The following is a 19,734-nucleotide window of genomic DNA, read 5'->3' as shown; positions in this document are numbered from 1 at the left end:
GAAAAAACCTCCAAAAATTAGAATCTCTTTTGAAACTTGTTTCTGATAATGATTGCAATAGAGTTCATCGCGAACAGTACAATCAATAACACAACAATCGTAGCCGCTGCTAAATAGGCATATTCATCAGTCAAAGCAGAGTCAACTGTCCAATAATAAATTTGCATTGGCATTACGGTAAATTTGTCAAAAACGCCTTCTGGCAGTGGAATCAATAATGCAGGTATACCGATAACGACAAGAGGTGCTGTTTCACCAATTGCACGTGATAGAGCTAGTATTACACCTGTTAAAATACCCGGTATCGCTGTAGGCAAAACAATATTTTTGACAGTCTGCCATTTGGTTGCACCCATTCCATATGATGCTTCCCTTAAAAATTGCGGCACTGCTCTAAGCGCTTCCTGGCTTGCCACAACAACAATTGGAAGAACGAGCAAGGACATTGTCAAGCCCCCGGCAAGGATTATGTTACCTAAATCAGCCATCCGGACAAATACAGTCAATCCCAGGATACCGAATACAACAGATGGTACTCCAGCAAGATTACTGATGTTTGTTTGAATAATACTCTTTAGCTTTCCTTCTTTTGCATATTCTTCAAGGTAGATTGCTGTACCAACACCAAGGAACATAGTGACTGGCGCCACGACGATCATTAGCCAGACCGTTCCAAGAATGGCTCCCAGGATTCCTGCCTTATCAGGGTTAACTGAAAGCTTTCCTGATAGAAATTCAAAGTCAATCCAGCCGATACTGTCAGAAGCAACACGGTATATCAATGTTACCAATACGACCAGTCCGAACAGGATAGATAATAAGAATAAAGTTTTTGCCAGCTTATTTTTAAATAAGCGCAAGCCCATGTGCTTTTGTACTTGTTCTGCGTTTACATACTTCATAATTAATATTCCTCCCTGAATCTACGAGAAATATATTGTGCAATCAAGTTCATGATCAAAGTGAACACAAACAAAGTCATCGCCACAGCGTATAAGCTGTAGTAAATCGTTGTTCCGGCTGCTGCTTCTCCACCGGTTACTTCTACTATATAAGCAGTCATAGTCTGCATGGACTGGGTGATGTCAAACGTGAAATTCTTATTGCTTCCAGAAGCAATCGTAACAATCATCGTTTCTCCAATCGCACGGGATATACCAAGTACAAAGGAAGATATTATTCCAGAAATAGCAGCAGGAATAACTACTTTCCAGGTTACTTCGAGTTTTGTTGCACCAAGTGCAAGTGCTCCTTCTCTCATTGAGTTGGGCACAGAACTCATCGCGTCCTCAGAAAGAGATGCTACCATCGGGATGATCATAATTCCCATTACTATTCCTGGACTGAGGATATTCGTAGGCTCTACTGCAGGAATAAATGATCTTATTAGAGGAGTCACAAATGTAAATGCAAAGAATCCATAGACTATTGTTGGAATTCCAGCAAGGATTTCCAATATCGGTTTCAGTGTTTTTCTTACTCTATCTGAAGCATATTCACTTAAATATACAGCAGACATTAATCCAACTGGAATCGCTACAAACATAGCAATGACAGAAGAGATAATCGTACCAGTGAGCAACGGCAGTACCCCAAACTGCGGTTCTCTTCCGATTGGATTCAATTCTGTTCCTGTGAAAAAGTCCAAGAAGGGAACATTCCTAAAAAAGTTAACTGTTTCTGCTAATAAGGTGAAAACAATTCCAATAGTCGTGAAAATCGATATCGCCGCAATGGCAAATAAGAATTTCGGAATGAATTTTTCCATGACAGAATTAATGTTCAGTGTACTTTTCTTTTCTTCAATCATTTCCCGAACATTTATTTTGCCATTTGTTCCAGAATCCTTCATGGTTGATAACCCCTTTCATCCTTCATCCCTTGAGGAAGAAAATTACTCTTATTTTAATAACACACAAGAAGATGAGAAGGAATTATCTTCTCATCTTCTCAGCGTACAGTTCGACTCAAATTATTATTGAATTTCTTCTAATTTAGCTAGGCTTTCTTCGATAGTCTCATCTGCTAGAGGAGCAAAACCTGTTGCAGTAGCTACGTCTTGAGCATTGTTCATTGTGTATTTTGCATAGTCAAGAACTTGTGGCTTTTCTTTAGCCATATTCACATTCAGGTAAGTAAATACTGGACGTGTAAATGGGCTGTATGCAAAATCTTCGCTTAATCCGATTGTGTCAAGGTTAGGCTCTACAGGACCATCGCCAAAGTCAACATTTACAGCATTGATTTTATCTTTGTTGTTGTCATAGTAACCAAATCCGAAGAACGCGATTGCATTTTTGTCTTTAGAAACAAGGTCAACAAGAGTTGAGTATTCTTGTTGCAGGTTTACACCGTCAACAAAATCTTTTTCTTCCATGATTGTTTCAAACATGAATTCATTCGTACCATGGTTTTCGTTTGGACCCATTGGCTTGATTTCTTCATCCGGCCATTCAGGGTTGATATCAGACCATTTTGTTACTCCACCTTCAGCAAGGAAGATGTTTACAACGTCTTCTTGAGTCATTTCAGTTGCCCAGTCATTTTCAGGGTTGATTACGAAAGTCAAACCATCAAGCGCAACTTGTAATTCCATTACTTCCATACCAAGATCTTCAGCTGTAGTTTTTTCTTCGTCTTTAATTTCACGGGAAGCATCGTTGAAGTCTGTTCCGCCTTCTTCAACTAAGAACTTTTTGAACCCTGCAGATGTACCAGCACGGCTGACTTCTACAGAAACATCTCCATTTTCACCCATATAGTTTTCAGCCATTTGAGCCATGAACGGATATACAGTACCAGAACCATCAATTACAACGCTTCCTTCAAGTGAAGCTGTTTCTTCGCTGTCAGCGCTGCCGCCGTTATTTCCTGTGTCCGTGTTACCGCCATTGTTAGCAGCATTGTTTCCAGCATTGTTTCCATTGTTAGATCCACAAGCAGCTGTGAACATTACTAGTGCTGCCATTACTACTAGAAGAAGTAGTCCTTTGAAGTTCTTCATTCCTAAATTCCCCCTAAAGAAATTTTTGTTTTTGTCCTACGAGTAATAGAATAATAGAGAAGTGTTAATCCGGTTTTAATCGATTGTAAAGCTTTTGTAAATTCGACTTATTTCTTGCTTAATTCCATTGAATTTCGGAAAATTTTATCGAATTATAGATATTATTTGAATATCCCGGGTATTTATTCATAAAAAAAAAGAAACCCTCCATTTAAGGAAGGTCTCTTATCGCTTACTCTTCTTCAGTTGTACTTTCACCTGCTGCGTTTTCTTCTCTTGTTTCCTCTTGCAGTTCTTCTGCTTCATCAACATTCTCCACTTTTCTTTCTACTTCTAAAGAGTTCAATCCCTCTTCTTCACGTTCTTTCTTCAAGTCAAAATATTTATCCATAACTTTTCTTGAAATGTTCTTATTAATGTATGGATCTTGCTGGCCATTATGAGACCACGGCACCACTGTAGAAAAAGCGACTTCCGGCTGATCATAAGGAGCATAGCCTATCAGTGTTGTATTATACGTGTCATAATAGTTTCCTGTTGCAGGATCTCTATACCGGGCTTCAGCGGTACCCGATTTCCCTGCTGCTACATAAGGGGCATCGTTGAATTCTCTGTAGGCAGTACCATCCTGATTGTTGTAAACACGGTAAAAACCCTGTTGTACGTGTTCTATCTGGGCTTGCGAAACATTGACTTTGTTCATAATCTCGGGCTGTTTGACCGTTTCGATCGGTCCCATGTTTTCTTTATCGCCCGTCGGCTTTCGAATCTCCTTAAGGATGTGCGGCTTTACTCGGTAGCCGTCATTGGCAATAGTAGAGACATATTGAGCAAGCTGCATCGGTGTATACGTATCGAACTGACCAATAGCAAAGTCCATCATGTTCCCAGGTGTATAAAAACTTCCCTTATATCCGTTCACTTCACCGGGCAAATCAATACCAGTATTGACACCAAGGCCGAACTGGGCAAAATGGTTCCTCATGTTATCAAGGTCCTTTGCATCCCCGCTGATGGCTGCATCACGAACGTAATTAGGGTTGCCTCCTATCCTCATCGCAACCTTCCACATGTAGCCATTGGAAGAAACCTCAAGGGCTTGCTGGTCAGTCAAGGACCGAGAGCCTCCGTACCAAGACTTCTTAACCTTGGTGCCTTTAAGCTTAATTGGTTCATCGAGGATGGTTTCTCCAGGCTGGAGCACACCAGTCATATAACCAGTCAATACTGTTGCACCCTTTACAACTGATCCAACCTCATAAAAACTCGTATATGTGCCGAGTGCATAATCCTGAATCCCATACTCTCCTGTTTTAGGATCCTTGGCATATCTCTTTCCGACCATTGCCAGTACTTCACCTGTATTCGGATCCATTAAGACTACAAATGCCCGGTCAAGATGGGACGACTGCGGGTTGCTAACATTTTTCAGCAGCTCTTCTGTGACGATTTTTTCCACTTCCTGCTGCAATTCCATATCGATTGTCAGCACAACATCTTTTCCGCGCTGACCTTCCTGCATCAGTACAGATTCCAGGACACTTCCGTCTTTAGTGATATTTTTAATTTTTTCTTTTTGCCCTTTTAATACATCTTCATATTGAAGCTCCAGGTAAGTTTGCCCCACCCGGTCATTACGTGTGTAGTCTCTTGCTAAATAGTAATCTACCATTTCCCTTGGAAGTCCTTCTCTGGAAGAAGACACATTTCCAAGGATGGATCTCAGGGTCTTATCAAATACATAAGTCCTTTCCCAGTCTGTGGTCGTATTCACGCCTGGAAGCTCGGAAAGATGCTCACTCACTCTTGCAAATTCTTCTTGGGTGACCCCTTTATTCTTGACCATCTGTGGAGAAAGAGCATATCCACTGTTCATTTCACGGAAGATGGCGAGATCCTCAAGGTCTTGCTCAGACAGAGAGTTCAGATCCGCTTCTGTGATTCTGTCTAAAGTCAGCTGATAAATTTTTGCATTGATCTCATCCTGAGATAGTTCGTCATCGCTGCCGATCTCCGCTTTCTCTTCTGCTGAAACTTTTTCATCGGCTTCCTCTTTGTTGATCAGCATCCAGTAATCTTTCTTATCCCGGTCCCTCACAGCCTCTGTATCCATTTCAATCAATTGGGCAAGACTGCGGGCCACCTTGATCATATCTTGGGATTTTGTAGATTGGGTCCTTGTATAAGTTATGGCGTTCATCGGTGTGTTATCAACAATAACATTACCAACGCGGTCGTAAATCTTCCCTCTTGGCACGCTGTTATTGACTAATACATCTTCTGTTCTTTCCACTTCCCGCTTATACTCTTCCCCTGACACGATCTGCACCAGTCCAAGCCGCAGGATCAGTAAAGAAAATAATAAAAAGACCGCAAAAAACAAGAGGTTCATACGAGCAGGCACATGTGTCTTTTTCTTTTTCTTAGTGTTTTTCAAGCTTTTCCAGTCCTTCCTCTATATTAATTCCAAAAATTCATATCCATTCTCATATACTCTATAGTATAGAAAAAAAAGGACCTTTTCCACCCATAACAACTGATGGATATATAATAAAATTTTTCCAATTCTGCTCTAGTTTATTTTTTATTTAAATTCCTTGGATAATTATTAAAAGCAGGCATTAAAGCGAGGCTAATGTTATTTTGTTATCGGAAGACTTGCTGCTACAAAATGGAGGATTAACTGATTCAGTAATAGCATAATTGTGCCGGCGGACCTGCAAATACTGTTGACTGCTTCAATTTTAGTTTTTCAATGCTTTTTAAGCTGCTTCTGAGGGCATCAATTTCACTTTTGAGGATTTCATACTGTCAGACTGAACCGATTTCGCTTTTTGAGGATTCGATGCAGCCTGCGCACATTTCTGAACATTGAGCTGCCTGCCACCGTTTTTGACTAGTCATTATCACTTTTATTGGAGTCATAGGGCGTCTGCAACTGCTGACAGCATGGCTTTGGCTATTAAAAGATTCAATGCTCCCTCTGAAGCACAACAAGCAGAAAGGGCGCCCTTCCTGCTTGAATCACTAAGTTATGGACAAATTAATTTTCCGGATGAATAGATAGATGAGGCTGTGTCCCGACCCCAGTATGAGCAGCAGGATTGGTATGCTTTTATCCTCATTGAAGAATGTAATGGCAAAGATAAATGCCAATATGGAAACTATTCTTCCTAAGTTAAGGAAAATTTCTCTTACCACAATGTATTCAATCCTCATCTCAGCAGCTTTCCAGCCTTTTCCGATGACATCATAGGTCATGGAAATATATGGAACTAGCAGTAATGGGTATGCTACGGCTATGATTCCTGCATATAGAAGGAGCTTGGCATAGGTTAAGTCAAACACGATCAAGAAGATGGCTGCATATAGAATCAAACCGCCTGCCAAGATCGACTTTTTTCGATATCTTTTTTTGATCAGCCTTGAAGTCAAATAATAACCTACAAAAGCAATCCCTGAATTAATCAAGCCAAAAGTACCTATTGCAAACTCACTTCCGGTGCTGATAAAAACAAACACCGAAATAACAAATATAAACGTCCCTTCCCTCAATCCTTGAAAGAAATGAGCGTTTGTTATCAGTTTCCAGTTCTCATTATTTTTTCTTTCTTTAAGAATCCTCGTAAAACAATACCTTCCATGTGCCGGGCGCCTTTTTAAGAAGAAGCTCAAAATGACAGCCAGGGAGAAAAGCCCTAAAGAGATTCCAAAGACAATTGTGTATCCTTGAAATGATGTAAACCTTGATATGATATATCCTGCAAGTATAGGCCCTACCATACCGCCTGCCGAAGTCAATGTTCCTAAAAAACCGTTAAAAAAATCACGTGTTTCCGGTTCGGTGATTTCGAAAGTAAGAACATTGAAAGCCAGCCAGTAAAAGCCATAACCAATTCCAAGGAGTGCACCCAGAATCACCAGATTTTCACCTGCATTTTCCCCAAAAAACAGCACAGATAAATAGAAAGCAGCCAAAAAAATGACGCCAATTCTCAGCACAATCACCCTGTCAATCTTTTTGGCCCATCTGCCAGCCAATATAAAGGTTAACGGCTGGAAAATGACAACCGTCAAGTTATAAATTCCGAGGTCTATAAATTCTCCTGACTGTTTCCATAAATAAATGTTCACAAATGTGTTGGACAATGCCACGCTCATGGAATACAAGCCGCCTATCAACAGTAAAAACATAATATCCCTTTTTAATTCAATATCACCTAAAAGCTTTTTAAACCTGGTCATTTGCATTACTCCCCTTTTTCGTAATCTTATTTTTTGAAAAAGGGACCTAACTTATACCCATTAAAAAAAGAAGGGTCATAAGGCTGCAGTCAGAATAGAAGAACGATCAGTATTATCGATTTTTATCACAGACATAAAAAAAGAGGATCCCGTAAGGACCCTCTTTTTTGCATATTATTTTGCTGCGCTGTATCGTTTAGAAACCTCTTCCCAGTTCACTACATTCCAGAATGCATTGATGTAGTCAGGACGACGGTTTTGGTAGTTAAGGTAGTATGCATGCTCCCAAACATCTAATCCAAGAACCGGTGTCTTGCCATCCATTAAAGGAGAATCCTGGTTTAACGTGCTTGTAACTTCAAGCTCGCCATTGTTTACTACCAGCCAAGCCCAGCCAGAACCGAAACGGCCTGCACCTGCTGCAGCAAATTCTTCTTTGAACTTCTCAAAGCTGCCGAACTTGCTTTCAATTGCGCTCGCCAATTCACCTTCAGGGTTTCCGCCGCCGTTTGGAGTCAGAATCGTCCAGAATAAAGAGTGGTTTGCATGGCCGCCGCCGTTATTGCGGACTGCAGTGCGTGCACCTTCTGGAACAGCATCAAGGTTTGCAACAACTTCTTCTACTGATTTGCTTAGAAGTTCGTCGTTTCCTTGAAGTGCATCGTTCAATTTAGTTACATAAGCATTGTGGTGCTTCGTATGGTGGATGTTCATTGTTTCCTTGTCGATATGAGGTTCTAGTGCATCGTAAGCATACGGTAATTGCGGTAATTCAAATGCCATGATATATTCCTCCCTATGTAATATTTGGAATCCTTATTGATTCCGCCTTGTTCATTTTTAGATTACCAAATTTAGCTTATTCCATCAAACGAAATGCTCGGATTATTAAAATTGGAATAGATAATAGGTTTGATGACATGTTTATCATAGCCAAAACAATCCTTTCTATTCCTGATGGTCCTCAAAGTTTTTCTAATTTCCTCTGTTCCCCCAAAAGCTGATCATGTGCATGGGTGAATAATGAACTTCCTCTTTTTCTCCCAATTACACAGTGCTATTTATCTTGGAAGCGCGAGGGACATATCTCCTTAACAACCCCTGCTTATACGACTATTACAAAATAGATAACCATGATGGTCTGTATGATCCCTTTGGTAAAAACACTTGAGATGAACCCGATCAGAGACCCAGTCCCAACTTTCAGGGCCTGTTTAAAACCTGTGCGATTCACAAGCATTTCACCCAGCACCGCTCCAAGGAATGGTCCGGCAATAATACCCACTACCGGGATGACAAATGGACCTATGATCAATCCAATCGTGCTTCCCCAGATGCCCGCTTTGGTCCCTCCATACCTTTTTATTCCAAGCATATTTGCTGCATAGTCGGCCCCGAATAGCAGCACAACGAACAAACCTTGAATAATCCAAAATAATAAACTGAATGGTTCAAAGCTGAATAGCACTCCATAAAGAAGAAAGGCTCCAAGCAGAACCAATACACTCGGAATAATCGGATAGACTAATCCAATGAATGATGCCGCAATCAACAGAATAATTATAGCCCAGTAAATAATCTCCAAATTTATTTCCTCCTAAAACAAAAGGACTGGCCAAGAGGCAGTACACCTCTGGTCAGTCCTATTATACACTCTAAATTACTCGTTTTCTCCCAATACCGCTTCAGCAATATTGACAGCATGATCGCCGATACGCTCAAGGTTACTGATTATATCCACGTAAACGATCCCTGCCTGGCCGGAACATAACCCTTCATTAAGGCGAAGGATATGCTGTTTTCGAAGTTTCCGTTCCATTTTATCAATGAGGTCTTCTTTTTCAGCCACTTCACGGGCAAGACTATGATCATTTGTATCAAGAGAAGAAACTGCCTTCTTCACCGTTTCAACTGTCAAATTGAACATTACATTTAAATCTGTCATTGCATCTTCTGTGATTTTCACTTTATTTGCCTGCTGGTATTCCACCAGTTCCAGGATATTTTCAAAGTGATCGCCAATCCGCTCGATATCTCTTACAGTATCCATCAAGATCGAATGTCTTTCAGATTCTTCATCTGTAAGAGAAGCAGCAGAAATATCAACCAAATAATTCGTTATTTTTTTATCCATATTATTTATGGCATCTTCGATTTGATATGCAACTTCAGAATGCTTGTTATTTTTATTTTCAAGGAACTTATGGGATTCCTCTAGTCCCTTTACCGACAATTCTCCCATTCGGATAACTTCTTCCTTAGCCTGTCCAAGTGCAATTGAAGGAGATTGTTCAATAAATAATGGGTCCAGGTGCCTTGGCTTGTATTCAACTAATGCATCCTCTCCCGGTATAAGCTTTGTCACAATCACTGCAAGCAAAGCGATAAAAGGAAATTGAATAATGGTATTTGTCAAGTTGAACGTACCATGTGCAAAGGCAATAGTCATTTCAGGGTTCAAATCGAGTGAACTCTTAAAGAACAAAATCAGTCGTTCGTATAACGGAAGCACAATTAAGAAAATCGTTGTCCCAATCAAGTTAAAGAGCACATGTGTAGCTGCGGCTCTTCTTGCAGCAACAGAGGCTCCGATAGCAGCCAGAACAGCAGTAATTGTTGTCCCAATATTATCTCCGAATAACACAGGGAGAGCTGCATCGATTGATATTAAGTTTTCTGCATACAAGCCTTGCAGAACTCCAATCGTCGCTGAAGAACTTTGTACTATCACAGTGAACACTGTTCCGATAACAACCCCCAGAATCGGATTCGAACTCATGCTGACAGTCAAGTCAGTAAAAGCCTCCAATGAACGAAGCGGCTTCATTCCGCCACTCATTAATTCTAATCCGTGGAATAGTGCACCAAAACCGAATGTAATTTGTCCAAAGTACTGAATCTTTTTATGCTTGAAGAAGAAAATTAATACCGCACCTGCGGCGATGATCGGCAGTGCATATGCACCGATGTCAATACCGATAATAAAGGCTGTCACAGTAGTACCGATATTCGCACCCATAATGACGCCAATCGCCTGGCGAAGCGTCATGAAGCCCGCACTTACCAATCCAACAGTCAAAACTGTCGTACCAGTACTTGTCTGTAATAATACCGTTACAAAGATACCGGCTAGAACACCCATAAAAGGATTGGTTGTAAATTTATCAAGAATATCTCTCAGACGGTCACCAGCAGATTTCTGCAGGCCGTCGCCCAAGTACTTAATTCCGAAAAGGAAAATACCGAGCCCGCCAAAAAACTCAAATAATATCTGTTGCCAATTTAGTTCCAAAGATTTCAACCCCTAATTAAAGATTTCGACATCAAACAACAAAAACCCCTTTCAATTATTAATGCATTATGAAGATAAAGTAAAGACTTTTTTAAGTTTTTTTTGAAGCAGCATCTATACTCTCTGACATCCATATTAGCCTGCTAATTATAAAATTCTAATTACCGCTTGATGTAAAGGCATTGTCGGGCATAAAATGAGGATTGGACAACTATTTAGGGAGTGTTAAAAGAAGATGAATATTTTCAAACAGTTATACAGAAGTCTGTATTCTCCCAAGGATATAGCTTCTTATCGATTTCAAGGCATAGGGAAAACAATCTTGTACGTATTTCTCCTGGTACTAGTTTCTATCCTGCCTGCTGCTTATAACCTTGCAATTTTATCCAACAAAGCTATTGACGAGAGTATTGCAGCAGTTGAATCAGAACTTCCTGCCTTCTCAATCGAAGACGGCGTGCTCGTCTCTGATTCACAAGAACCGGTTACCGTCAGGAAAGAACATTTGACATTTATAATGGACAGCAGCGGAAGCGTGTCACTCTCTGAATTGAGCGGACAAAAAGATGCTGTTGCTCTCTTAGAGGATGAATTTGCTTTGGTGATTGCCGGACAAGTCCAGTCATATCCCTATTCCATGATTGACGGACTGGAGGCTGACAATGAAGAAATCGCCAATTACCTGGAGACACTGGATTCCCTGAAAGGCATTATCCTTTCTCTTTTCATACTGATTCTGTATCTTTTTTCAGCTGGTATGACCTTCATTAAGGTCAGCATTTTTTCACTAATTGCACTGCTTTTCGCCAATGCCTTACACAGAAAGCTTCCATATAGACAGGCATGGCGGATTACTGCGTACAGTATAACGCTTTCAACAATCTTTTTCACTATAATGGAAATGTTAAACACCTTTGTTCCTGCCAGCTTCTTTCTTGACTGGATTGTTACTTCTATTGTCCTTTATTTAACAATCAAGGAAATTCCTAAAAAGAAAACAGCTTAATACGAACGCCGTCAAAAAAAAGAGGCTGGGACATAAGTTGGGATAGTAGAAAAATAAAACCGCATGAGTTCAAGGTTTTATACTTGATTTCATGCGGTTCTTTCATTTTAATAGGCTCTATTTGAAAGATGTTGCTTTAAAGGTTATTTATCGATTTTTCCTGAACGTAGACGGATTGGAGTGGAAGGTGTGCGACCTCCTGCGGGACTAGCGGGATAGGTGAGACCCCACAGGCAAAGCCGAGGAGGCTCACCGCCCGCCCCGCGGAGTCGTGCACCTGGAGCGGAAATCCATTCTTTTTACTCAGCCACAATCTTTGCGAAGAGAGCATTTATTATGGTTTTGTCCCAGCCTCTTTCTTGCTTATTTGGCAGAGAATCGTTTTGATAATGTGGTAAGTGAGTTTGACAGCGACTTCAGATGTATTCCAATTTCATGTGTATTTTCCATTTCTGTTATTTGTGAGCTGCTTGCGGCCAGCATCTGTTCTGTGCTTGCCAGAGTTTCCTGGGAGACGGAAGAAAAGCTTACGGTAGCTTGTTCAAGCTGCGGAAGTTCCAATTTCAGCTCCACTAATGCAGATTGCATTTTTTCAAAGTTTCCGCTGACATTCTTTATTTCTTTCATTAGTTCGTCGAAGGATCCTTTTGATTCACTTGCAGTATCCAGGTTGCCTTTTATCTTCAAGAGCATTTCATCAAACTCCTTAGCTGCCCTTATTGTGACCCCTTCCATGCCTTCAATCGAGCCTGTAATATCTTCTGCAGCTTTAGTGGATTGATCTGCCAGCTTCCGCACCTCTTCAGCAACGACCGCAAAACCTTTTCCTGATTCACCAGCCCGCGCTGCTTCAATGGCTGCATTCAAAGCCAACAGTTTAGTTTGTTCAGCCACACCTTTAATCAAGCCCACCAGGTTTGCAATGGATAAAGAATGGTTTCTGACCTGTTGGATTGTTGAAGTCATATGGGCGAAATCATTTTCAAAGGAATGAATAGCTTCAATAAGTTCAGTGTTATTTCTTTCTCCCTTTTCAGCTGAATTGTTCATATCTACTGCGCTTCTATGGACCGTTTCCATATTATTGATCAATTGTTCAATTTTTTGCTTCATCATTTGAAATCCATTGACGCTGTTATCTGAGCTGCTAGCTGTTTGTTCCGCTCCATGCTGTACTACATTAATGGCTTCAATTAATTCCCGGCTGAAATTAAGCGCCCCTTCAGAAGAGCTGCTGAGGCTGATGCCTGTTGTTTCAAGCTCCATTGTAGTTTCATTCAGCTCATAAAGAACATCGCGCATTTGCTCAATCATCATATTGAAGCTTTTTTTCAGTGAATGGATTTCCGGCAGATTCGTTTTAAATTCTGCTCTTTTATTCAAGTTGCCATTTCTAACTTCCCTCATGATATTTTGCAGCTGTATGAGAGGTTTCGTAAAGCTTCTTACGAATAAGAGAATGAGTATGGATGACACAGCTAAACTGATTAATATAACAGCAAGGGTAAATTGTGCCATGTCCGTTACCGCATTAAGGTATGATTCAGAAGGCACCGCAAGGATATAATGTCCATCAATCCCTTTTATCTTCATCGAGGAAATTGTATATTCTTTTCCGTTGATTGTTTCATGTAAAAGCGTTCGCGAATCATTCGTAATCTTGGAAACAAGCGTTTCATTGAATTTCAGTTCTGAACCCGAGCTAGCTTGAAAGGGGGTCACCTCATTATTCGAGATATAGAAAATGTCTGATTCTATTCCGTCTTTGGCCAACTGCTCCTTTTGATCTCTAATGCTGATTTCCAGCTGCTGAAAGAAGTACTCATCATCACTGACATATAGAAATTTGAGATTTTCAGCCACATAGGATATTAGTTCCGCTTCTCTTCCCAGCCTGTTTTCAATAGTATCAATAGTGGCTTCCTTCGCTTTTATGTATGAACTGACCCCCACCACCACGATTGAAACCGTCAATAATAGGACGAACAAAAATAACAGTCTGTTTTGAAGACTGAGTTTTGAACTTAATCTGCCAAAGAACCCTGCCTCCTCTATTTTGGTCAAAGTATCTTTTCTCAATCGTGTTCTTTTCATTGTAGTGTCAAAGATATCCTTCAGCCTTTTCTTCACCCTAAGTCCCCCAATTTCTTCTGCATTCGGCATACTATTACAAATAAGGTTTATATTCGACAATGTATCCATTTTTATTTTCACAGAGAAATATTAAGGAATTGTAAATCAGGTGTAATATTTGTATGAAAGTTGCGTTCTTTATTTTTAAAAATAGTATGCCCGTTATCCAAAAGTTCGAAAACAGGTAGGAAACTAAGGGAGAAATGCAGAATTACATATAGTGATTTAGTAGAAATCCTTCAAGGATATTTTTCAGAAATATAATATAAATTTTTCCTTCCAGGGAAAGGAGCAGCTCATGAAAAGGCTTGGTATCTTTCTGATGGTTATGATCGTCTCATATAGCATATATTATGATTTAAAAGCCGGGACACTCCCCAGGGCAGCCGAACCAGCTGTACCAGCTGCTGTGATGGAACCTGAACAAGAACCGAAAGAAATTATATCTGATGAAATAGAAATAGAATATGTCGAGGTGAAAATCAAATCAGGTGATACCATTCTGTCTTTAATGGAGCAGAACCTTGATGGGCCGCTTCCTGTTTCCATCGACCAGCTGATAGAGGATTTTCAATTTCTTAATGAAGGAGCGACTCCTCAGGATATTCAAGCTGGAGAGGTTTATAAGCTTCCTCTTTATTAAAGGCTCTTATTGTAAACTTTTCTGCTATTTAACATGAAATGGGTAAGATATCACTGAAAATAATGGTAAGAAAAGAGCTGCACCCTCAGGTAGAGAAGAAAATCTTAGTATCGGAACATCTGAAAACAACAATATTTGTGAAAAAAAGCGCAAGCACCATGTTAGCCCTGACAGGCAAATGTTCCCTGGAGAAGATAAAGCGGTCTTCCCTTTTATTCTCCAAGGGTTATTTGACCCCGAGGGGCTGAGTCCGTTCCGGTGGGTACGGCCCCTCGGGTGCTGAATTTAGAAACGCTCCCTAATTTTCGAACTAAAAATTATCTTTTTATAACTTGGTGATTCTTAACTGTTAACAACAGTATTTACAATCGGAAACCATCTATTTCTTGTCAACTTCAATCAAACATTGATACAATACTTTCGTACGCTTATTATTTTGTTTCACTATAAATGAATTTTCCAAAAGGAGCGAATAAGCCTTGAGTGAAATAATCCATCGTTCTAAAACTCGTCCAGTCAAAGTCGGGAACTTAACAATCGGCGGAAATGACGAGCTTATTATACAAAGTATGACAACGACAAAGACACATGATGTGGAAGCTACAGTAAAAGAAATCCACCGTCTTGAAGAAGCAGGATGCCAGGTTGTCCGTGTCGCCTGCCCTGATGAGCGAGCGGCTAATGCCATTGCTGATATCAAAAAACAAATCAATATTCCTTTAGTAGTCGATATCCACTTTGACTACAAGCTTGCTTTGAAAGCAATAGAAGGCGGAGCTGACAAAATCAGGATTAACCCAGGCAACATCGGCCGCCGCGAAAAAGTGGAAGCAGTTGTTAAAGCGGCAAAAGAAAAAGGTATCCCTATCCGTATTGGAGTGAATGCGGGAAGTCTCGAAAGAAAAATCATCGAGAAATACGGATATCCAACAGCTGATGGTATGGTTGAAAGTGCCCTGCACCATATTAAAATTCTGGAAGAGCTTGATTTTCATGATATCATCGTGTCAATGAAAGCATCGGATGTGAACCTTGCTATTGAAGCATATACAAAAGCAGCCCAGACATTCGATTACCCATTGCACCTTGGCATAACTGAATCCGGTACACTATTCGCTGGCACAGTGAAAAGTGCAGCAGGTTTGGGAGCCTTATTGAGTAAGGGAATCGGAAATACGCTGCGTATTTCATTGAGTGCCGACCCCGTAGAAGAAGTCAAAGTCGCAAGAGAACTCTTGAAGTCATTCGGCCTTGCAGCAAATGCAGCAACACTGATTTCCTGCCCTACTTGCGGAAGAATTGAAATTGACCTAATCAGCATTGCCAACGAAGTCGAAGAGTACATCTCTACCATCAAAGCTCCAATTAAGGTTGCCGTACTCGGCTGTGCTGTAAATGGACCAGGTGAAGCTAGAGAGGCAGACATCGGCATCGCCGGTGCCCGTGGAGAAGGACTGCTATTCCGCCATGGGAAAACTGTCCGAAAAGTTCCAGAAGAAACAATGGTCGAGGAATTGAAGAAAGAAATCGATATCCTTGCTGAAGCACACTACAAAAAACAAAGAGAAGAAGAAGAGAAACAAGAGATTTAAGAACAAAAGCGGAAGCGCCTCGATCAGCCCCGACAGGCAAATGTTCCTCAGAGAAAAAAAGGCGCACTTTCCCTTTATTCTCTGGGGGTTATTTGACCCCGAGGGGCTAGGCGCTGTAGCTGGACGGAACAAAAGCGTAAGCGCCTCGAACAGCCCCTACAGGCAGAAGTTCCTCAGAGAAAAAAGGCGCACTTTCCTTTTATTCTCTGAGGGTTATTTGACCCCGAGGGGCTAGGCGCTGAAGCTGGATGTGGATAATAAGCTATAAGTTATCCACAGAGAGTGAATTTATAATTTCCTAAACAATAAAGAAAAGCTTGGCTGATATTTCAGCCAAGCTTTTTCTTTATTACCGGAATGCTCCCAATTCCGCTAATCCTCTTTTAGAAAAACGGCAAGACGAAAATTCCAACAATGATGGAAACGGCTCCTATGCCTATTGCCCAAGTTCCAAGCGCATCTGTTCCTCGTCTCCTGGCAACAAAGCCAAGTACGATTCCGGCTGCACCAAAAAGAACAGGTACAATGAAAAGTGACAAAATCGAAAGCGCAAGCGCTGAATATCCCAAAATTTTTCCTGAGGCATTGGTTTCTTCTGCCGTATCTCTTTCGAAATCACTTCCAAGGGCCATAGGAGTTGTCAGTTCTGCCGCTGTTTCTTCGTTGTATTTGTTTTGAACCACTTCAGCTTCCGGATTGTTGTTTACTTTGATATAGTCATGATAGATGTCTATATTTTGAAGATCTTGATTAACGCTGTCATTTTTGCGTCTCTCATTATCCATTTTTACAATCCCTCGCTTTCCGTATTCAGGAGCATTATTATTGTTTGTCAAAGTCAGTTTTTTACCTATGCTAATGATTGTCAAAAATGAAGAACCTCTAGGTGAATCTCCTATTATTAGCAAGAATATGGTACACTTTGTTTCAGGTTCCTTTTTACTTACAGAGTATTATTGTCATGGTTGTGTTCATGCTTTATAGACTGCTCCGCTCAGATCTCAGGCCTATCTTCAAATACATGCCTGCTGCTATAAATTAAATACAATTGTGCTTAATGAAAAGAAAACCTATTTGGCTTCAATCAGAGAAATCGACTCAGATCTGCACCAGACCATGAAGGAGATGTACATATGAAGAAACGATTCGGTATAGATATTGATGGCACTGTAACTTGTCCCACCTCTCTTCTTCCTGCTATCAACAAGGAATTCAATTTGCAGCTTACTTTGAATGACATTACACAATATGAACTAACAGAGGTTCTGAATATTACACCAGAGGTTTTCGGAGAGTGGTTTAAAAGGGCAGAGGGAGACATCTACAGGGAATCACCATTGGCAAAAGGTGCGAAATCTGTGCTGGATGGCTGGAAGGACAATCATGAGCTTTATTTTATCAGCGCGCGTCCCTCACATCTTTTAGAACTGACAAAAGACTGGTTTAATTACCAGGATCTTTTATTTCACCATATTGAACTTATTGGTTCACATGACAAAGTATCGACAGCCCATAAATATAATGTAGATATTTTTTTCGAAGACAAACATGATAATGCTGTCTCCATCCATGAAAACCTGGACATTCCGGTCATTCTTTTTAACACGCCGTATAACCAGGATCCTATTCCGGATGGCGTCATCAGGGTCAATGACTGGCAGGAAGCACACAGCTGGGTGGATAGTTGGCTGAAAGAATAAATCCTATGGTCATTAGAAAACCCGGCAGTTCTCAACTGCCGGGTTTTCATCATTTATTCAGCTGCATTCAGGACATTTACCGTAAATCTCAAATTTGTGTCCTGAAATATCATATCCATTCAAGCTTTCCTGCAGAATTTCCATTGGACAGGTATTAATGGCCTTTGTTTTTCCACAGTCCATGCAGATAAAATGATGGTGATGATGATGATTAGAACAGGTAAACCGGAAATGCTTTTCTCCCGAAAGTTCGGTTTCTTCCAGAATTTCAAGTTCCACAAATAGAGATAAGTTACGGTAGATTGTATCAAAACTTAATCCCGGGTACTCATCCTTCATACTTTCAAGAACATCTTTCGCAGTCAAGTAGCGGTCTGAAAACGAGAAAAGCTCAAGCATCTGCTCCCGCTTTCCTGTATGTTTATATCCCTTTTCCTTCATAAGCACCAAGGCTTCATCCAATTTCATATCGTCACCCCGTCCTTTTTCACCGCCTGATTGGAAGTGATTTTTTTATACAAAATCGTCAGTAATAAAATGAGGATCGCTGAGAGGACTATTGTTCCTCCTGGAGCGAGGTCAAGGTAATACGCTGATATCAGGCCTGTAATGACAGCTAATTCCCCGAATAATAGAGAAAAACCGATTGTCTGCTTAAACCCGCGTGCTACCCTTATACTCGCAGCAACAGGTAATGTCATCAAAGAAGATACCAGAAGAATTCCCACTATTCTCATGGAAGCAGCAATGACCAATGCGACCATAACCATGAATATAAAGTGGATCGTCTTGGCCGAAATTCCTGAGGCTTTGGCAAATTCCTCATCAAAAGACAACAAAAATAATTCTTTATAAAGAAATATAATTATGGCAAGCACAATGACTGTAACGATCAGGATTAAATATAAATCAGTTCTGCTGACTGCACTGACACTTCCAAAAAGATAGCTGAAAAGGTCAGTATTGAATCCATCTGCCAATGAAATGAAAATGACACCAATGCCGATACCGCCGGATAAAATGATTGGAATCGCCAATTCCTGGTAGTGTTTGTAAAGGCTTCTCAACCGTTCTATGAATAGGGATCCCGTCACAGAAAATGCCATCCCTAAATACAGAGGATTTAAACCAGCCATAGCAGGAATATTTTTGCTTAAAAATAGGCTGGCCGCTATCCCGGAAAGTGTTACGTGGCTTAGAGCATCCGCAATCAGGGATAATCTTCTTACTACGATGAATGCACCGATCAATGGTGCAATAATGCCGATCAGAAGGCCTGTCAGAAAGGCATTTTGCAAGAATTCGTAATTCAATAATGCTTCAATCATCTGTCGGCCTCCTCTTGGCTGTGATCATGATGAAGCAATTGAACATCATGGCCGTAAATGCCTGAAAGTTCACTTTCCTGAAGGTTCTCAAACTCCATAGTATTTCCATGGAAATGAAGTTTTTTATTCAAACAGGCTACATGCGTGACTTTACTTGAAATCGTTCCGATATCATGGGTTACCAGAAGCAATGTAATCTCCAGGTCTTTATTCAAATGCTCCAGCATCTCATAGAAAGCCGCTACATTCCTGCTGTCGACACCTACAGTCGGTTCATCCAGTATCAGAACTTCCGGCTCGCTCACCAGGGCCCTCGCGATGAATACCCTTTGCTGCTGCCCGCCTGATAATTCACCTATATTCCGGCTGGCAAATGGAGTCATTCCAACAGATTCAATAGCTTTTTCTACTTGTGAAGAATGTTTCTTGCCAATCATGCGGAACATACCGACCTTTTTAGTTAGGCCGCTTGACACCACTTCCTTGACGGTGGCAGGAAAGCCTGTATTGAATGAGTTTGCTTTTTGGGAGACATATCCAATTCTGTCCCGATCCTTGAATTTTTGTTGAGACTGTCCAAATAAGCGGATTTCCCCCTCCTTTGGTTTAAGCAGACCAAGAATCAGCTTTAACAGCGTTGACTTTCCAGAGCCGTTTGGTCCAACAATACCCAAAAACGCTCCTTTAGGAATCGACAGGTTGATGTCTTCTAATACAACTTCTTTATCATAGCGAAAGCTTAAATGATTTATATCTATAACTGATTTGTAATTCTCCACGAGAAAAACCCC

At 40.7% G+C, this 19,734-nt stretch carries 17 protein-coding genes; 4 read left to right on the top strand and 13 right to left on the bottom strand.

Annotated elements, in window-relative coordinates:
• Window positions 1–17: 17 nt before the first annotated feature.
• From pstA to FZC79_RS10160, 8 genes are all read right to left on the bottom strand, one after another.
• Window positions 18–902, bottom strand: a complete 885-nt coding sequence (pstA, locus tag FZC79_RS10195; RefSeq protein ID WP_148946691.1) for a phosphate ABC transporter permease PstA — start codon at window positions 900–902, stop codon at window positions 18–20.
• A gap of 2 nt (window positions 903–904) precedes the next feature.
• Window positions 905–1,852: a phosphate ABC transporter permease subunit PstC gene (gene pstC / locus FZC79_RS10190; RefSeq protein WP_148946690.1), complete on the bottom strand. Its 948-nt coding sequence runs from the start codon at window positions 1,850–1,852 to the stop codon at window positions 905–907.
• Between the two features lie 123 nt (window positions 1,853–1,975).
• Window positions 1,976–3,004 (bottom strand): PstS family phosphate ABC transporter substrate-binding protein, encoded by a 1,029-nt coding sequence (locus tag FZC79_RS10185; RefSeq protein ID WP_148946689.1) that lies wholly within the window; start codon window positions 3,002–3,004, stop codon window positions 1,976–1,978.
• Window positions 3,005–3,236: 232 nt separating this feature from the next.
• Complete coding sequence (locus FZC79_RS10180) at window positions 3,237–5,396, bottom strand: penicillin-binding transpeptidase domain-containing protein (protein ID WP_148946688.1); 2,160 nt, start codon at window positions 5,394–5,396, stop codon at window positions 3,237–3,239.
• A gap of 635 nt (window positions 5,397–6,031) precedes the next feature.
• Entirely contained in the window at window positions 6,032–7,249 is a 1,218-nt protein-coding gene (locus tag FZC79_RS10175) for an MFS transporter (protein WP_148946687.1), read from the bottom strand.
• Between the two features lie 174 nt (window positions 7,250–7,423).
• Window positions 7,424–8,032, bottom strand: a complete 609-nt coding sequence (locus FZC79_RS10170; protein WP_148946686.1) for a superoxide dismutase — start codon at window positions 8,030–8,032, stop codon at window positions 7,424–7,426.
• 322 nt (window positions 8,033–8,354) lie between these two features.
• Window positions 8,355–8,834: a DUF456 domain-containing protein gene (locus tag FZC79_RS10165; RefSeq protein WP_148946685.1), complete on the bottom strand. Its 480-nt coding sequence runs from the start codon at window positions 8,832–8,834 to the stop codon at window positions 8,355–8,357.
• Between the two features lie 75 nt (window positions 8,835–8,909).
• Window positions 8,910–10,541 carry a Na/Pi cotransporter family protein gene (locus FZC79_RS10160; protein WP_148946684.1) on the bottom strand — a complete coding sequence of 544 codons (1,632 nt, stop codon included), beginning with the start codon at window positions 10,539–10,541 and terminating at the stop codon, window positions 8,910–8,912.
• 235 nt (window positions 10,542–10,776) lie between these two features.
• On the opposite strand from FZC79_RS10160, the gene FZC79_RS10155 reads away from it, so the two are divergent.
• The gene (locus tag FZC79_RS10155; RefSeq protein ID WP_148946683.1) at window positions 10,777–11,547 is read left to right on the top strand and encodes a DUF1189 domain-containing protein; all 771 of its coding nucleotides are present in this window, start codon (window positions 10,777–10,779) and stop codon (window positions 11,545–11,547) included.
• 363 nt (window positions 11,548–11,910) lie between these two features.
• Here FZC79_RS10155 and FZC79_RS10150 read toward each other — a convergent pair whose 3' ends face one another.
• Complete coding sequence (locus tag FZC79_RS10150) at window positions 11,911–13,677, bottom strand: methyl-accepting chemotaxis protein (RefSeq protein WP_252183302.1); 1,767 nt, start codon at window positions 13,675–13,677, stop codon at window positions 11,911–11,913.
• Between the two features lie 301 nt (window positions 13,678–13,978).
• Here FZC79_RS10150 and FZC79_RS10145 point away from each other — a divergent pair, with 301 nt between their 5' ends.
• Both FZC79_RS10145 and ispG read left to right on the top strand, forming a co-directional pair.
• The gene (locus FZC79_RS10145) at window positions 13,979–14,323 is read left to right on the top strand and encodes a hypothetical protein (protein WP_148946682.1); all 345 of its coding nucleotides are present in this window, start codon (window positions 13,979–13,981) and stop codon (window positions 14,321–14,323) included.
• Between the two features lie 479 nt (window positions 14,324–14,802).
• Window positions 14,803–15,915, top strand: coding sequence for a flavodoxin-dependent (E)-4-hydroxy-3-methylbut-2-enyl-diphosphate synthase (gene ispG, locus FZC79_RS10140; protein WP_148946681.1), 1,113 nt, complete (start codon window positions 14,803–14,805; stop codon window positions 15,913–15,915).
• Between the two features lie 383 nt (window positions 15,916–16,298).
• On the opposite strand, the gene FZC79_RS10130 is transcribed toward ispG, so the two are convergent.
• Window positions 16,299–16,700 (bottom strand): DUF4190 domain-containing protein, encoded by a 402-nt coding sequence (locus FZC79_RS10130; RefSeq protein ID WP_148946803.1) that lies wholly within the window; start codon window positions 16,698–16,700, stop codon window positions 16,299–16,301.
• 348 nt (window positions 16,701–17,048) lie between these two features.
• Between FZC79_RS10130 and FZC79_RS10125 the strand changes: the two genes are divergently transcribed.
• Entirely contained in the window at window positions 17,049–17,615 is a 567-nt protein-coding gene (locus tag FZC79_RS10125; RefSeq protein ID WP_148946679.1) for a hypothetical protein, read from the top strand.
• A 57-nt stretch (window positions 17,616–17,672) separates the two neighbouring features.
• On the opposite strand, the gene FZC79_RS10120 is transcribed toward FZC79_RS10125, so the two are convergent.
• Genes FZC79_RS10120 through FZC79_RS10110 form a run of 3 tightly spaced genes read right to left on the bottom strand, consistent with a single transcriptional unit; the run spans window position 17,673 to window position 19,722 of the window.
• Window positions 17,673–18,083: a Fur family transcriptional regulator gene (locus FZC79_RS10120; protein WP_148937687.1), complete on the bottom strand. Its 411-nt coding sequence runs from the start codon at window positions 18,081–18,083 to the stop codon at window positions 17,673–17,675.
• Window positions 18,080–18,943, bottom strand: coding sequence for a metal ABC transporter permease (locus FZC79_RS10115; RefSeq protein WP_148946678.1), 864 nt, complete (start codon window positions 18,941–18,943; stop codon window positions 18,080–18,082). The genes FZC79_RS10120 and FZC79_RS10115 overlap by 4 nt, the downstream gene beginning before the upstream one ends.
• Entirely contained in the window at window positions 18,940–19,722 is a 783-nt protein-coding gene (locus FZC79_RS10110) for a metal ABC transporter ATP-binding protein (RefSeq protein WP_148946677.1), read from the bottom strand. Before FZC79_RS10110 ends, FZC79_RS10115 begins: the two co-directional genes overlap by 4 nt.
• Between the last annotated feature and the right edge of the window lie 12 nt (window positions 19,723–19,734).

It is taken from the genome of Rossellomorea vietnamensis (assembly GCF_008180615.1).
GTDB lineage: Bacteria > Bacillota > Bacilli > Bacillales > Bacillaceae_B > Rossellomorea > Rossellomorea vietnamensis_D.
Note: the sequence above shows the minus strand (reverse complement) of the source record. Positions and strands in the feature narration are given on the sequence as shown.

What these genes read in the sequence shown, in the direction of transcription:
- pstA (WP_148946691.1), bottom strand. Translation starts at nt 902, where the DNA reads ATGAAGTATGTAAACGCAGAACAAGTACAAAAGCACATGGGCTTGCGC.
- pstC (WP_148946690.1), bottom strand. Translation starts at nt 1,852, where the DNA reads ATGAAGGATTCTGGAACAAATGGCAAAATAAATGTTCGGGAAATGATT.
- FZC79_RS10185 (WP_148946689.1), bottom strand. Translation starts at nt 3,004, where the DNA reads ATGAAGAACTTCAAAGGACTACTTCTTCTAGTAGTAATGGCAGCACTA.
- FZC79_RS10180 (WP_148946688.1), bottom strand. Translation starts at nt 5,396, where the DNA reads ATGAACCTCTTGTTTTTTGCGGTCTTTTTATTATTTTCTTTACTGATC.
- FZC79_RS10175 (WP_148946687.1), bottom strand. Translation starts at nt 7,249, where the DNA reads ATGACCAGGTTTAAAAAGCTTTTAGGTGATATTGAATTAAAAAGGGAT.
- FZC79_RS10170 (WP_148946686.1), bottom strand. Translation starts at nt 8,032, where the DNA reads ATGGCATTTGAATTACCGCAATTACCGTATGCTTACGATGCACTAGAA.
- FZC79_RS10155 (WP_148946683.1), top strand. Translation starts at nt 10,777, where the DNA reads ATGAATATTTTCAAACAGTTATACAGAAGTCTGTATTCTCCCAAGGAT.
- FZC79_RS10145 (WP_148946682.1), top strand. Translation starts at nt 13,979, where the DNA reads ATGAAAAGGCTTGGTATCTTTCTGATGGTTATGATCGTCTCATATAGC.
- FZC79_RS10130 (WP_148946803.1), bottom strand. Translation starts at nt 16,700, where the DNA reads ATGGATAATGAGAGACGCAAAAATGACAGCGTTAATCAAGATCTTCAA.
- FZC79_RS10125 (WP_148946679.1), top strand. Translation starts at nt 17,049, where the DNA reads ATGAAGAAACGATTCGGTATAGATATTGATGGCACTGTAACTTGTCCC.
- FZC79_RS10120 (WP_148937687.1), bottom strand. Translation starts at nt 18,083, where the DNA reads ATGAAATTGGATGAAGCCTTGGTGCTTATGAAGGAAAAGGGATATAAA.
- FZC79_RS10115 (WP_148946678.1), bottom strand. Translation starts at nt 18,943, where the DNA reads ATGATTGAAGCATTATTGAATTACGAATTCTTGCAAAATGCCTTTCTG.